The organism is Pseudarthrobacter sp. 10T415 (assembly GCF_056394175.1).
This window is the reverse complement of record NZ_JBFTHJ010000001.1, coordinates 197,483-210,408: the sequence shown is the minus strand read 5'-3', so window position 1 is coordinate 210,408 and position 12,926 is coordinate 197,483. Positions and strand designations below refer to the sequence as shown.

Below are 12,926 nucleotides of genomic sequence, written 5' to 3'. Positions count from 1 at the left end.
TTCGCTTTCACTGTCTTACTTTCCACTGGTGGCGTCAGCCGCCGGGGCTGAGGAGATCAATTCCTGGAGTGCTGTGTACAGGGTGTCCTTGTCCGCCGCGCGGCGGGTCCGGAATCCGGTGTCCAGTTCGTGGGAGCCATGCAGCCAGGTCAGGACGAGCAGGCCGTCCTTCTCCACGAACTTGCCGGCCATCCCGCTTTCCTGCCGTACGCCGGTGAGCGATGCGGCGGGGATGTAGAGGGCGGGGGCGCCGGCGCGGTCGAACAGCACACCGTCCGGGTATACGGCCAGGGTTGCGTTGGTGCGGATGCCGAGGCTGTGGACGGCCACACGGTCAAGCCAGTCGCCGCCGGTGGTGGTGGCAACGTACTGTCCCTCCGCTTCGGCGGACGGCTCACCCGGTTCCGCGGGCGCCTGGGGCAGGGGCCCGACGTCGGACTGGCGCTTCAGGCGGTTGCGCCAGCCTATGCCGAGGAGGACAAAGACGACGGCGATAATCGCCAGCATCGCCAGTCCCGGAAGGATTTTTTCCATCAGGCGGCGCCTGCCTCGACTGCGGCGTGCGGGTAGGGAGTGTTGAGTTCGCCGTCCAGGACGGTGGGGTGGCCCTTGAAGAACGTGGCCACCACCTTGCCCGGGAGCTCGCGTCCCTTGAAGGGCGAGTTCCGGCCCATGGTGGCCATCTTGAACGGGTCCACGGTCCAGCGGGCGGCGGGGTCCACCAGGATGACGTTGGCGGGTTCACCGGCTTCGAGCGGACGGCCCTGGTCTTCCAGCCGGCCGATCTGCGCAGCCGCCGCGGAGGTGACGCGGGCGAAGTCGGCCCAGGTCATCAGGCCTGTCTCGATCATGGTGTGCTGGACCACGGACAACGCGGTTTCCAGGCCGGTCATGCCCATGGCCGCCTGTGCCCATTCGCATTCCTTGTGCTCGCTGGGGTGCGGCGCATGGTCGGTTCCCACAACGTCGATGGTGCCGTCTGCCAGCCCGGCGCGCAATGCCTGGACGTCGGCGTCGGTGCGCAGCGGCGGGTTGACCTTGAAGACGGGGTCATAGCTGCGGACCAGGTCGTCGGTGAGGAGCAGGTGGTGCGGGGTGACCTCGGCGGTCACATTGATGCCGCGTTCCTTGGCCCAGCGGATGATCTCCACAGAACCGGCGGTGGACACGTGGCAGACGTGCAGCCGGGAGCCGACGTGCTGGGCGAGGAGCACGTCGCGGGCGATAATGCTTTCCTCGGCAACGGCGGGCCAGCCGGTCAGGCCCAGGACGGCGGACACCTCGCCTTCGTTCATCTGTGCCCCGGCGGTCAGGCGCGGTTCCTGCGCGTGCTGGGCCACCACGCCGTCGAACGCCTTGACGTACTCCAGCGCCCGGCGCATCAGGACGGGGTCGTGGACGCAGATGCCGTCGTCGGAGAACATCCTGACCCGGGCCCGGGAATCGGCCATGGCACCCAGTTCTGCCAGTTGCTCCCCCGCAAGGCCCACCGTGACGGCCCCCACCGGGCGGACGTCAACCCAGCCTGCGGCGCGTCCCAGGGTGTAGACCTGCTCCACCACACCGGCGGTATCGGCAACGGGAGTGCTGTTGGCCATGGCGTGGACGGCCGTGTAACCGCCGAGGGCGGCTGCGCGGGTTCCGGTTTCCACGGTTTCCGCGTCCTCCCGCCCGGGCTCACGGAGGTGGGTGTGGACGTCCACCATGCCGGGAAGGGCCACCAGGCCCGCGGCCTCGATAACCGTGATGTCCCCGGCCTGTCCTTCCGGCGAAAGGCCCGTGCCCACTTCGGCGATGATGCCGTCACGGATCAGCAGGTCCGCCGGCGCGCCGCCCAGGATGGAGGCGCCTTGGATCAAGTACGTTCCGGTGTTGCCGGCCATCAGATGCTCTCCTTGGTGGAATGGGCGGTTCCGGCAGCGGCCAGGACCGGGGTTGCGGCTGTTTCCCGGGTGTCCCCGGAGAGCAGCAGGTACAGCGCAGCCATCCGCACGGACACGCCGTTGCGGACCTGCGCGAGGACGGTGGAACGGGGAGAGTCTGCTGCGGCTGCGCTGATTTCGAGCCCCCGGTTCATGGGGCCCGGGTGCATGATGATGGTGTCCTTCATGCCCAGGTTGTCGAGGGCGCGCAGGCGGTTGTCATCGAAGCCCCAGCGGCGTGAGTATTCGCGGGTGCTGGGGAAGAACGAAGCGTTCATGCGTTCGCCCTGGACACGGAGCATCATCACGGCGTCAACGCCCAGGGCGAGTGTCTCGTCGAGGTTGTAGCTGACGCTGCAGGGCCACTTTTCGACGCCGATGGGCAGCAGGGTGGGGGGAGCTACGAGGGTGACTTCCGCACCCAGCGTGCGCAGGAGCCAGACATTGGAACGGGCCACGCGTGAGTGCAGGACATCGCCGGCGATCGCCACGCGCATCCCATTCAGGTCCGCGCCTTCGGACGGGGTACCCGACAGTTTCGCCCAGTGCCGGCGCATGGTGAAGGCGTCCAGCAGTGCCTGGGTGGGGTGTTCGTGGGTGCCGTCGCCGGCGTTGATCACCCCGGCATCGATCCAGTCCGTCGCGGCCAGCCGGTGCGGCGCACCGGAAGCCCAGTGGCGGATGACGACGGCGTCCGCCCCCATCGCGGACAGCGTCTGGGCGGTGTCCTTGAGGGATTCACCCTTGGAGACCGATGATCCCTTGGCGGCGAAGTTGATGACGTCCGCGGACAACCGCTTGGCCGCCGCTTCAAAGGAAATCCTGGTGCGGGTGGAATCTTCGAAGAAAAGGTTCACCACGGTGCGGCCGCGCAGGGCGGGCAGCTTCTTGACTTCGCGGTCGCCTACAGCCGACATCTCCTCGGCGGTATCGAGGATGCGGATGGCGTTGTGCAGGCTGAGGTCCTGGGTGGAGAGCAGGTGCTTCACAGTCCACCCTCAATCACGACTTCGTTGACGGGGGCTCCGCCGGCGGGGGTGTCGGTCTCTTCGAGCCGGACCCGGACTTTTTCCACTGAAGATGTGGGCAGGTTCTTGCCCACATGGTCGGCGCGGATGGGCAGCTCGCGGTGTCCGCGGTCGATCAGGACGGCGAGGCGGACGATGCGCGGGCGGCCCAGGTCCACGAGGGCGTCCAGCGCTGCCCGGATGGTCCGGCCGGAGTACAGGACGTCGTCGATCAGGACCACGACTTTGTTGTCGATGCCGGTACGGGGCAGTTTGGTGGGGTACGGCGGGCGGGTTCCCTGGTGCGAAAGGTCATCCCGGAACATGGTGACGTCCAGTTGGCCGACGATGGCGGCGGCATCAACGGTGTTGTCCGCGGCGGCGATCTTCTCGGCCAGCCGGACTGCCAGCGGATATCCGCGGCGGGGAATGCCCAACAGGACCAGGTCCCGGGATCCCTTGTTGGCTTCGAGGATCTCATGGGCGATACGAGTGAGGGCACGGTCTATGTCAGCCTGGCTGAGTACTACCCTGGCTGGAACCGGTGCGCTGGTGACAGATGTCAACGCTCGTCTCCCCTTTCCCCGCCTCACAGGACGGAATTAAAAAAGGAACATGTGCGTTTCAAAATTACCATAGGCCCGCGGCCCGGCGGCGCCGGATCAACGCGTTGATCGTCACATTGGAACGCGGCGTGCAGACGGTCCTTGGAGCGGGCCAACCCGCCACCTAGGCTTGCGGATATGTCAATGCATCCCCACCAGCCGCCGTCGGGCCCGCCCTACGGTCCCCACCCGGGCGCCTCCAGTCCCCTGCCCGGCGCAGCGAATCCCAGCTGGATGGGCCAGGTGGCACCGCAGCATTACCTCGCTGCCCCGGACCACCGCGGCCGTCCCGTCAGCAGCGTCCTGCCTCCCCCGGACCAGGGAGCGGCACTCAGGCCGGGAAGGCTCAACGGCGGACTGGTGGGCCTCACGGTGGCGGGCGGCGTCCTCGCGTTCCTCAGCCTGTTCCTGGTGGTGCCGTTCCTGCTGGCCAACACGGGGACTGCCGGCTTCGTGGGTGGCTTCGTCGCGTCCCTGATACCGCTGTCCCTGGTACTGCTGGCCGTTGTGGTCATCGATAGGTGGGAGCCGGAGCCGAAGCGGCTGCTGTTCTTCGCCTTCACGTGGGGCGCGGCGGTGTCGATTGCCGTGACTTTGCTGGTGCAGCCACTGTTTGTGCTGACGTTCCAGTTCTCGGATGAACCGGACCTGCGGACGTACATGGCAACGGTGCAGGCACCCATCGTCGAGGAGTTCGCGAAGTCCCTTGGCCTGCTGGTCCTCCTGCTGCTGGCCAGGAAACATTTCGACGGCCCGGTGGACGGCGTGGTTTTCGCCTTCACGATTGCCGGCGGCTTCGCGTTCACCGAAAACATCCTCTACTTTGGCCGCGCCATCGCCGAGGCGCCGGGTCCGGGCGGAGATTTTGCCCAGGTGTTCTTCCTCCGCGGCGTGATGTCCCCGTTCGCCCACGCCATCTTCACCGGGACCACCGGGCTGGTCATGGGCTTCGCGGCCCGGCGATGGCACACCGGAGCTTCCATCCTGGCCTTCTTTGTGGGGCTGCTGCCGGCGATGTTCCTGCACAACCGGTGGAACAGCATGGGCAGCGGCTTCCTGGTGGACTACATCGTGGTGCAGGTGCCCATTTTCTGCCTCGCAGTTGCCGGGATCGTTGCGCTGCGGGTGGCGGAAAAACGGCTGACCCGGCAGCGGCTGCTGGAGTACTCCGCCGCCGGCTGGTTTACCCCGGCGGAGGTCGAATTGCTGGGAACCATTGGCGGCCGGCGGACCGTGCTGAACTGGGCAGCCGGCTACGGCCGGAAACAACAGATGAAGGATTTCCTCAGGGCGGCCACTCTGCTGGCCAATATCCGCCAGCGGATCCTCAGCGGCCGCGATGTGCAGCTCCACCAGGCTGAAGAGCGTAAGCAGCTGCAGCGGGTATTGGCGCTCCGGGCAGCAATCGTCGCGTAGCCCGCACCTGGTGCGCTGGATTCCTTCGTCCCGTCCCGGGCTTGTTCGCGGAACCGGACCTTGCAGGTTCTGGCCCGCGAACAGGACAGGGTTCGACGGCGGCCGGCCGCCTTAACGCCGGAAGGCCGCACCCCTGGGGGTGCGGCCTTCATGGCTGGTTCGTGGGTCAGGCCAGCAGCGACGGCTTCAGCTGCTGCAGGCGTCCCAGGAGCCCGTTGATGAACTGGGGCGACTCGTCCGTGGACAGGGTCTTGGCCAGGGTCACGGCCTCGCTGACGGCAACGCCATCGGGGACGTCGTCGTTGTACAGCAGTTCCCAGGTGCCGATGCGCAGGATGATCCGGTCCACCGAAGGCATGCGCTCCAGGCTCCAGCCCTGCGAATAGGTCTCCAGGAACTCGTCGATGGCTGGCTGGCGGGACACCACGCCCTCGACGATTTCCAGGGTGTAGGGGTTGACGATCTGGTCGGTCTTTTCGCGCCGTGCACGCAGGACGTCAAAGGCGGAGACGGAGCGCTGCTCCGCTTCGAAAAGAACATCCAGTGCCCTGCTGCGGGCTTTACCGCGTGCGCTCACTACTCAGAGACCCGGCCGAGGTAGCTGCCGTCACGGGTATCCACCTTGACCTTGGTGTTGTTTTCGACGAACAGCGGAACCTGGATCTCGTAGCCGGTTTCCAGCGTGGCAGGCTTGGTGCCCGCGGAGGAGCGGTCGCCCTGCAGGCCGGGCTCGGTGTAGGTGATTTCCAGGACAACGCTCGGCGGCAGTTCGATGTACAGCGGGTTGCCCTCGTGGATGGCGATGTTGACCATCTGGTTCTCGAGCATGAAGTTGGTGGCGTCGCCCACGGTGGCGCCGGAGACGGTGATCTGGTCGTAATCCGAGGTGTCCATGAACACGAAGTCGGCGCCGTCCTGGTACAGGTACTGGTAGTCCCGGCGGTCAACCGTGGCAGTTTCGATCTTGAGGCCGGCGTTGAACGTCTTGTCCACAACCTTGCCGGACATCACGTTGCGCATCTTCGTACGCACGAAAGCGCCACCCTTGCCGGGCTTGACGTGCTGGAACTCGATGATGTTCCAGAGCTGGCCCTCGAGCTTCAGGACCGTTCCGTTCTTAATGTCGTTCGTGGTTGCCACTGGGTTTCCTTAGGTTTCTCAGTCTGGCGCGTGGTCAGACGTTCTATGCCGGGCAGTCCGCCGCATGGCGTGCCTGCACGTTTTTGTCAAAGATCCGGGGAGCTGGGAAAAAATTCAAAAACTATTCTACCGGCAAATGGACGCGGACTTCCCCGGCGGCCCGAAGCGGGGTATCAGCAGGCCAGGTCCAGTACGTCCCGCGCGCGCTGCAGGGCCACTGTTGACGAGTAGATCAGCGCCGCATCAGCGGACTGTGCTACTCGCAGGTCCAAGGCGCGGGCAAAGGATTCAACGGCAGCGGAGGTCTGCCCGGCCGTGTACTGGGTCTTGCCGAGGAACTGCAGTGCCAGGGCTTCCTTGGGGGTCCCCTGGACCTCGTGCAGCAGTTGGCGGAACAGCTCCACGGCCCTGTCCAACCGGTTCGAAACCCGCAGGACCTCTGCTTCGAACGCACGCAGCCGGAAGGATTCAGGGTCCTTGAACCGGGCTTCGGCCAGCAGTTCGGCAGCTTCTGCCCCGTGGCCCTCGACCAGCAGGACGAAGACGTGGTCGGCGGGATCGGTGGAGGCTGCCAGCGCTTCCCTGCACGCATCGTCGTTGACGATTTGCGGCAGCAGGGTTTCAGGGTTGATCCGGATTCCCGGGAAGCCGGCCTCGGGCCACTCGGCCGTGCCTTCCATGTCGCCCTGCATCAGGAAGCGACTTCCTGGTAGGCGGCGAACAGGAGGGACGTGTCGGGGACATCCAGGATGCCCGGCTTGGCCACACCGTCCAGCACCACGAACCGCAGGAGGTCGCCGCGGGACTTCTTGTCCCGCCGCATACCGTCCAGCAGGCCCTGCCACCGGTCCCGCCGGTAGGTGACCGGAAGCCCAAGTCCTTCGAGGATGCTTCGGTGCCTGTCGGCGTCGGCGTCGCTCAGGCGGCCTACGCTGCGGGCGAGTTCCGCGGCGAACATCATGCCGACGGAGACGGCAGCGCCGTGCCGCCACGAGTAGCGTTCCACCAGTTCGATGGCGTGGCCCAGGGTGTGGCCGTAGTTGAGGATTTCGCGCAGCCCGGATTCCTTGAGGTCTTCGGAGACCACTTTGGCTTTGACGGCGATGGCACGTTCGATGAGCTCGCGGAGCGTCTCGGACCGCGGATCGGTGACCGCAGCAAAGTCCTTCTCCACGAGTTCGAGGATGGCGGGGTCCGCGATGAAGCCGCACTTGACTACCTCGGCCATGCCGGAAATGAGTTCGTTCTTAGGCAAGGTGTCCAGCGTGTCCAGGTCCGCCAGAACGGCTGCGGGCGGGTGGAACGCGCCCACCAGGTTCTTGCCTTCCGCGGTGTTGATGCCGGTCTTGCCACCTACGGAGGCGTCCACCATCCCCAGCAGGCTGGTGGGCATGTGGATGACTTTGACGCCGCGGAGCCAGGTGGCGGCCACGAAGCCGGCCAGGTCGGTGACCGCTCCCCCGCCAACGGCGACGATGGCGTCTGAGCGGGTGAAGTCGTTCTGTCCCAGGACCTGCCAGCAGAAGGCGGCAACCTGGATGTGCTTGCCTTCTTCGGCGTCGGGGATTTCTGCGGTCAGCGCGGTGAAGCCTGCGGATTCAAGGTCATCACGGACGGTGTCGCCGGTGAGGCGCAGGGCCCGGGGGTGGATGACCAGCACGCGCCGCACCCGCTCCCCCAGGATTTCCGGAAGGGTTCCCAGCAGGCCCCGCCCCACCACAACGTCGTAGTTGTTGGCGGCCGATTCACCGGTGACCTTGATGACTGTTGATGAGGTGTTCACTTTTCAACTTCCTGTTTGGCAGCTGCGTAGTTGTGCAGTGCTGCTTCCAGCCGGTTGCCGAGCTCGGATATGGAGCCCTGGCGCACGTCCAGGGTGATGTCTGCAAGCCTCTCGTAGACCGGCTTGCGGGTGGCGAACATTTCTGTCCAGCGTCCCATGGCGTCCCCTGCCAGCAGGGGACGTCCGGAGTTGCGGGCAATGCGGGCAGCAACGGTGTTCGCATCGCATTCGAGGTAGACCACTGTGCAGCGGCCGATCAGCTGCTGCGTTCCGGAATCCAGAACAGCACCCCCGCCGAGCGAGATCACCGTGGCCGTGCCTTCGGCCGCTTCAACGGCGGAGGCAACAGCACGGGCCTCGATCTCGCGGAAGGCGCGTTCGCCCCGGCCTGCGAAAATGTCGGCGATGGAGCCATGGCCCGCCACGATCACGGCATCCGTGTCGACGAACGGTGCACCGAGTTGCTGGGCCAGTTGCTGTCCGATGGCGGATTTGCCCACGGCCATGGGGCCGATCAGGACGATCGGCCGGATACCGACGGGCCCGGTACTGCTCTGGGCGGGCACTACTGGCCGATCGAGTCCAGGGACGCCGGAATGTTGTCCAGGTAACCCTTGATGTTGCGGGCGGTCTCCGCCACGGAGTCCCCGCCGAATTTCTCTGTAACGGCTTCAGCCAGGACCAAAGCCACCATGGCCTCGGCCACCACGCCTGCGGCCGGAACGGCACAGACGTCGGAGCGCTGGTGATGGGCCTTGGCCGGTTCGCCGGTGCTGACGTCGATCGTTTTCAGGGCGCGGGGCACCGTGGCGATCGGCTTCATCGCGGCGCGGACACGCAGGACGTCCCCGATGCTCATGCCGCCTTCGATGCCGCCTGCGCGGTTGCTGGCACGCACGATCCGGCCGTCTTCATCGCGCACGATTTCATCGTGGGCCGCAGAGCCGCGGCGTGCAGCGGTCCGGAATCCGTCGCCCACTTCGACGCCCTTGATGGCCTGGATGCCCATGAGGGCAGCAGCCAGGCGGGAATCCAGCCGGCGGTCCCAGTGGACGTAACTGCCCAGTCCGGGCGGCAGGCCGTACGCCAGGACCTCCACCACGCCGCCCAGGGTTTCGCCTTCCTTGTGGGCGGCGTCAACCTCGGCAACCATGGCGTCGGAGGTTTCCCTGTCGAAGCAGCGCAGTGGATCGGCGTCCAAAGCGATGACATCTGCCGGTTCGGGGAGCGGCCGGCCGTCGGGTACGGAAACGCTGGCGATGGACACCGTGTGGCTGACGAGCTCGATGCCGAGGTGCTTGAGGAACTGGGCGGCGACAGTACCCATGGCCACCCGGGTGGCGGTCTCGCGGGCGCTGGCACGTTCCAGCACGGGACGGGCTTCATCGAAGCCGTACTTCTGCATGCCGGTGAAGTCCGCGTGGCCGGGACGCGGGCGGGTCAGGGGCGCGTTGCGCGCCTGGTCGGCGAGGAGTTCCGGATCCACCGGATCCGGCGCCATGATCTGCTCCCACTTGGGCCATTCGGTGTTTCCCACCTGGACGGCCACGGGGCCGCCCTGGGTCACACCGTGCCGGACGCCGCCCAGGATGGTGACAACGTCCTGTTCGAACTTCATCCGGGCGCCTCGGCCGTATCCGAGCCGGCGGCGGGCCAGGGAGTCTGCGATGTGCCCGCTGGTGATCTCAACACCGGCGGGGACGCCTTCAATAATTCCCATCAGAGCCGGACCATGGGATTCACCGGCAGTCAACCAACGCAACATATCTTCCATCCTGCCACGTAGGGCGGTTACAAAGCCCGTCGGGGAAGGCCGACTGAGGCGCACATCACATCTATGACAGCTGCATTAACGTCATCCCCGCGGCCCGTGAAAAGGCGCACCTGTTCCACTGCCTGGTACAGCAGCATCTCCAGTCCGGGGACCACGGCACCGCCGCCCGTCTGCCACACCGAGGCGATCAGGCTGGGCCAGGGGTCGTAGGCAACGTCCAGAAGGACGCCCGGGGTTTCCGTCTTCAGGGCGGCTATCTCGGCGGCCAGGCCGTCCGCCGCCCGGGGCGGCAACGTGGAAATGACGACGTCGGCAGCAGCCGTGGGCAGCACGGCTTCTGCCAGCGTCAGCACGTCCAGGTCGATGCCGGCACCTGCGGCCGCTGCACGGACGTCTGCCGTGCGGGCAGGGTCCCGTACGAAAATCTGCACACGGCGGGTTCCGAGTTCCCGCAGTGCGGCGACAGCGGACGCCGCGGTGCCGCCGCCGCCGAGGATGACCGCGGAGGGTGCGGTATCCGCTCCCGCGTGCCGGAGGGCGTTAACGATTCCAGCCACGTCGGTGTTGGAGCCGATGGCACGTGGTCCGTGTCCGTCGTCCTCAAAGGAGACGGTGTTGACCACGCCGAGGGTCCGGGCGATGCCGCGGACCTCGTCCACGTGGCCCAGCATGGTGGTCTTTAACGGCATGGTGACCGAAAGTCCGCACCATCCCGGCTGGTGGCGCACCTGCCCCATCAGGCCCGGGAGGAGCTGCTCCGTGACGTCGATAGCTGTGTAACTGATGTCTGCACCCAACTGCCGGTAGGCAGCAAGATGCAGGGCCGGGGACTTTGAATGACTGATCGGGTGCCCCAGCACTGCTGCCCGCAGGGTCATGTGCAGCGGCCCACGTTCGCCTGGCACCAGGAGTTGTACTGCTCAACGTAGACGTTGTGTTCGGCCAGGGTTTTGGCGAACTTGGTCTCCTTGGTGTCCAGGTTGACCGTTACCCAGAAGAGGTAATCGTTGGTCTTGGGCCTGGCGGCGGCGTCGATGGCAGTCTTGCCCGGCGAGCCAATGGGTCCCGGAGGCAGCCCGGGGTTCGCATACGTGTTGTACGGGTTGGACTTGTCCTGGCGCTGCTCGTCCGTGAAGTTGTAGCTCTTCGTCCCAAGCCCGTACGTCACGGCCGAGTCGACCTGCAGGAAGCCGCCGGTCTGGTCGTTGGGTTTGAGCCGGTTGTAGATGGCTCCGGCGACATCGCCGTATTCGGCCTGGCCGCCTTCGGCCTGGACGATGCTGGCCACGATCACGGACTGGTACTGCTTGGCAGGATCGGTGATGCCCTGGGACACCAGCTCGTCCACGGTCACCTTGACCAGGGCTTGCAGGATGTCCTTGGCGGACGTGCCCAGCGGGAAGCGGTGCTCGCCCGGTGCAAGGTAGCCCTCCAGGTTCTTGGCGTTTGCCGGCAAGCCGAACTGCGCCGGATCGTTGCTGAGCGCCTGGAGTTGCTGGATCGATACGCCGGACCCTTCGGAGATGGCCTGGAGGGATTCGTTGACCCGCAGGCCCGCACTGAGGGCGAAGTAGATCACCTTCCCCTTGTCCTGGCCCAGGAGGACATCTACTGCGTCCTTGTTCTTCATTTCAGACTTGAAGGTATAGTCACCCGGGGCCAGCGTGCCGCCCGAAGCGCTGAAGGCCTGAAGGAACGTGTCAGCGTTGGCCACGACGCCTTTGCTTTCGAGGTCCATGGCCACGGAACGGGTGCCTTCCCCCTTGTCCACCGTTACCTCGACCTGGCCGGAGCCGGGGCCCGGGAAGTCGCTGGCTTTGGTGCTGCCGAGGAGGGGCTTGAGGAACTGCGCGCCAACGGCCACTGCAGTAACGAAAACAGCGAGGGTGAGGAAGAGGGCCAGCAGCCTGCGGCGGCGGCGCACTTTCTTGGAGGGCCTGCCCACTACCTGGGTTGCCGGTGCACCTGCGATGAGGCTGTGCGCTGCGGTATCGGCATGGTGTGCGTCTTCCGGGTGGCCGGCGTGGTGGCCGGCCTCATCGGCGTGCAGGTCGTGGTGATAGTCGGCGTCGCCGTGGGCCTGACCGTAATGGGCGTTGTCGTGGTACTCGTGACCGTCCGGGTACTGGGCCGGGTCCGCATAGTGGGGGTCGCCCGCGTACTCATGAACGTCCATCGCCGGGTGTTCCCCGGCCGCATGCAGGTCCTGGTGGTCGTCGGCGGCGAACACGTCGCCGTGCCCGTGGTCGGGTTCGTGGGGGCCACTCACGTTGTCCGCGATGGGTTCAGGTTGCTCAGGCGCACCGTGCGCGGCCGGGTCCTGCGGTGCGGCACCATGGTGACCTCCGTCGTCGTGCGTTCCGTTGTCCACGGTCCCGTTGTCAGGCGCCCCGTTGTCAGGCTCCCTGTTGTCAGGGGTTGCCTCCTGGATGGAAGGGGGCGCGGCCGGTGCAGCCGGCAACGGCCCTGCAGCAGTGGGGCCGGTGGCCGGCTGCGCAGGGACGGCGGGGGGATCTGCGGGCTGCGGGGGCACGTCGGCACCGGTCTCGTAGGCCTGCTCAGGGACAGCGCCCTGGCCACCGGTGTCGAGGCTCTTCTCCCGTGCCCGGATCTCCTTGCGCGTCAGCGGCCTCCCTCCCCCGGCGTTCAGGGGCCCTGAGGCGTCGTCAATGTTGGCAGGGCTCACTGTTGCCTTCCATTATCTGAAAATCGGGCCGTATCCGGGGTGGCGCGGACGGACTCATCCGCCCCGCTGACCCCCAGGTCCACGGACGGGGATGGCGCTGTCACGCGTGAGCCGACATCCGCTCCCCGGGATTTCTGCATGTCGATGGCGTGCTGCAGGATGCCTGCGGCCGCGACCTGATCAACTACTTTACGGTGGTTCCTGCTGCTCATGCCAGCTTCATGCAGGTTGCGGTGCGCCGTGACGCTGCTGAGCCGCTCGTCAACCATGTTGACCGGCACGTGCAGGCCGCGGGCTGCGAGCTCGGCCGCCAGCAGGCCGGCATAGTCGGAAGCCATCCTGGCCGACGCGTGTTCCTCGCCTTTCATGGTCCGGGGCATTCCCACGATGACCTGCACAGCACCCAGCTCCTCCGCCAGCTTCGCGATCAGGCGGACGTCTGAGTTCTTTTTGGTGTTCCGGTCCAGGGTCTTGTATGGCGTGGCCAGAATGGAGTCACGGTCGCAGATGGCCACCCCCACCCGGACCGTGCCAACGTCTACCCCCAGTTTGACGCCCTGGGGGTAGCCGCCGGCGGTTGCGGGATCGGCCAT

The 12,926-nt window shown here is 66.3% G+C and carries 14 protein-coding genes; 1 reads left to right on the top strand and 13 read right to left on the bottom strand.

Annotated elements, in window-relative coordinates:
* Window positions 1–15 precede the first annotated feature (15 nt).
* From AC1DBN_RS01015 to pyrR, 4 genes are read right to left on the bottom strand one after another with little or no spacing between them, the layout of a single operon-like run.
* Window positions 16–534, bottom strand: a complete 519-nt coding sequence (locus AC1DBN_RS01015) for a PH-like domain-containing protein (protein ID WP_091720434.1) — start codon at window positions 532–534, stop codon at window positions 16–18.
* On the bottom strand, window positions 534–1,883 hold the full coding sequence (locus AC1DBN_RS01010; RefSeq protein WP_477722443.1) for a dihydroorotase: 1,350 nt from the start codon (window positions 1,881–1,883) through the stop codon (window positions 534–536). Before AC1DBN_RS01010 ends, AC1DBN_RS01015 begins: the two co-directional genes overlap by 1 nt.
* On the bottom strand, window positions 1,883–2,911 hold the full coding sequence (locus AC1DBN_RS01005; protein WP_091720439.1) for an aspartate carbamoyltransferase catalytic subunit: 1,029 nt from the start codon (window positions 2,909–2,911) through the stop codon (window positions 1,883–1,885). The genes AC1DBN_RS01010 and AC1DBN_RS01005 overlap by 1 nt, the downstream gene beginning before the upstream one ends.
* Entirely contained in the window at window positions 2,908–3,495 is a 588-nt protein-coding gene (gene pyrR, locus AC1DBN_RS01000) for a bifunctional pyr operon transcriptional regulator/uracil phosphoribosyltransferase PyrR (RefSeq protein ID WP_091720442.1), read from the bottom strand. Before pyrR ends, AC1DBN_RS01005 begins: the two co-directional genes overlap by 4 nt.
* A gap of 177 nt (window positions 3,496–3,672) precedes the next feature.
* Between pyrR and AC1DBN_RS00995 the strand changes: the two genes are divergently transcribed.
* Complete coding sequence (locus AC1DBN_RS00995; RefSeq protein WP_091720445.1) at window positions 3,673–4,950, top strand: PrsW family intramembrane metalloprotease; 1,278 nt, start codon at window positions 3,673–3,675, stop codon at window positions 4,948–4,950.
* Between the two features lie 166 nt (window positions 4,951–5,116).
* Here the strand turns inward: AC1DBN_RS00995 and nusB are convergent, their stop codons facing one another.
* The 9 genes from nusB to ruvX all read right to left on the bottom strand — a co-directional run bounded on the left by nusB (window position 5,117) and on the right by ruvX (window position 12,926).
* On the bottom strand, window positions 5,117–5,527 hold the full coding sequence (gene nusB, locus AC1DBN_RS00990; RefSeq protein ID WP_091720448.1) for a transcription antitermination factor NusB: 411 nt from the start codon (window positions 5,525–5,527) through the stop codon (window positions 5,117–5,119).
* Complete coding sequence (gene efp / locus AC1DBN_RS00985) at window positions 5,527–6,090, bottom strand: elongation factor P (RefSeq protein ID WP_056079419.1); 564 nt, start codon at window positions 6,088–6,090, stop codon at window positions 5,527–5,529. Before efp ends, nusB begins: the two co-directional genes overlap by 1 nt.
* 173 nt (window positions 6,091–6,263) lie before the next feature.
* Window positions 6,264–6,782, bottom strand: coding sequence for a tetratricopeptide repeat protein (locus tag AC1DBN_RS00980; protein WP_056079424.1), 519 nt, complete (start codon window positions 6,780–6,782; stop codon window positions 6,264–6,266).
* Window positions 6,782–7,873 (bottom strand): 3-dehydroquinate synthase, encoded by a 1,092-nt coding sequence (gene aroB, locus AC1DBN_RS00975; protein WP_091720449.1) that lies wholly within the window; start codon window positions 7,871–7,873, stop codon window positions 6,782–6,784. The genes AC1DBN_RS00980 and aroB overlap by 1 nt, the downstream gene beginning before the upstream one ends.
* Window positions 7,870–8,379: a shikimate kinase gene (locus AC1DBN_RS00970; protein ID WP_390896682.1), complete on the bottom strand. Its 510-nt coding sequence runs from the start codon at window positions 8,377–8,379 to the stop codon at window positions 7,870–7,872. The genes aroB and AC1DBN_RS00970 overlap by 4 nt, the downstream gene beginning before the upstream one ends.
* A gap of 59 nt (window positions 8,380–8,438) precedes the next feature.
* The gene (gene aroC / locus AC1DBN_RS00965; protein WP_015937203.1) at window positions 8,439–9,638 is read right to left on the bottom strand and encodes a chorismate synthase; all 1,200 of its coding nucleotides are present in this window, start codon (window positions 9,636–9,638) and stop codon (window positions 8,439–8,441) included.
* Window positions 9,639–9,664: 26 nt separating this feature from the next.
* Window positions 9,665–10,525, bottom strand: a complete 861-nt coding sequence (locus tag AC1DBN_RS00960) for a shikimate dehydrogenase (protein WP_091720454.1) — start codon at window positions 10,523–10,525, stop codon at window positions 9,665–9,667.
* Window positions 10,522–12,333, bottom strand: a complete 1,812-nt coding sequence (gene mltG / locus AC1DBN_RS00955) for an endolytic transglycosylase MltG (protein WP_091720457.1) — start codon at window positions 12,331–12,333, stop codon at window positions 10,522–10,524. Before mltG ends, AC1DBN_RS00960 begins: the two co-directional genes overlap by 4 nt.
* Window positions 12,330–12,926: a Holliday junction resolvase RuvX gene (gene ruvX, locus AC1DBN_RS00950; protein ID WP_091720459.1), complete on the bottom strand. Its 597-nt coding sequence runs from the start codon at window positions 12,924–12,926 to the stop codon at window positions 12,330–12,332. Before ruvX ends, mltG begins: the two co-directional genes overlap by 4 nt.

Excerpts from the sequence above, each read along its gene's own strand:
- AC1DBN_RS01015 (WP_091720434.1), bottom strand. The coding sequence starts at position 534 with ATGGAAAAAATCCTTCCGGGACTGGCGATGCTGGCGATTATCGCCGTC.
- AC1DBN_RS01010 (WP_477722443.1), bottom strand. The coding sequence starts at position 1,883 with ATGGCCGGCAACACCGGAACGTACTTGATCCAAGGCGCCTCCATCCTG.
- AC1DBN_RS00995 (WP_091720445.1), top strand. The coding sequence starts at position 3,673 with ATGTCAATGCATCCCCACCAGCCGCCGTCGGGCCCGCCCTACGGTCCC.
- AC1DBN_RS00980 (WP_056079424.1), bottom strand. The coding sequence starts at position 6,782 with ATGCAGGGCGACATGGAAGGCACGGCCGAGTGGCCCGAGGCCGGCTTC.
- AC1DBN_RS00970 (WP_390896682.1), bottom strand. The coding sequence starts at position 8,379 with ATGGCCGTGGGCAAATCCGCCATCGGACAGCAACTGGCCCAGCAACTC.
- aroC (WP_015937203.1), bottom strand. The coding sequence starts at position 9,638 with ATGTTGCGTTGGTTGACTGCCGGTGAATCCCATGGTCCGGCTCTGATG.
- AC1DBN_RS00960 (WP_091720454.1), bottom strand. The coding sequence starts at position 10,525 with ATGACCCTGCGGGCAGCAGTGCTGGGGCACCCGATCAGTCATTCAAAG.
- ruvX (WP_091720459.1), bottom strand. The coding sequence starts at position 12,926 with ATGGCCGATCCCGCAACCGCCGGCGGCTACCCCCAGGGCGTCAAACTG.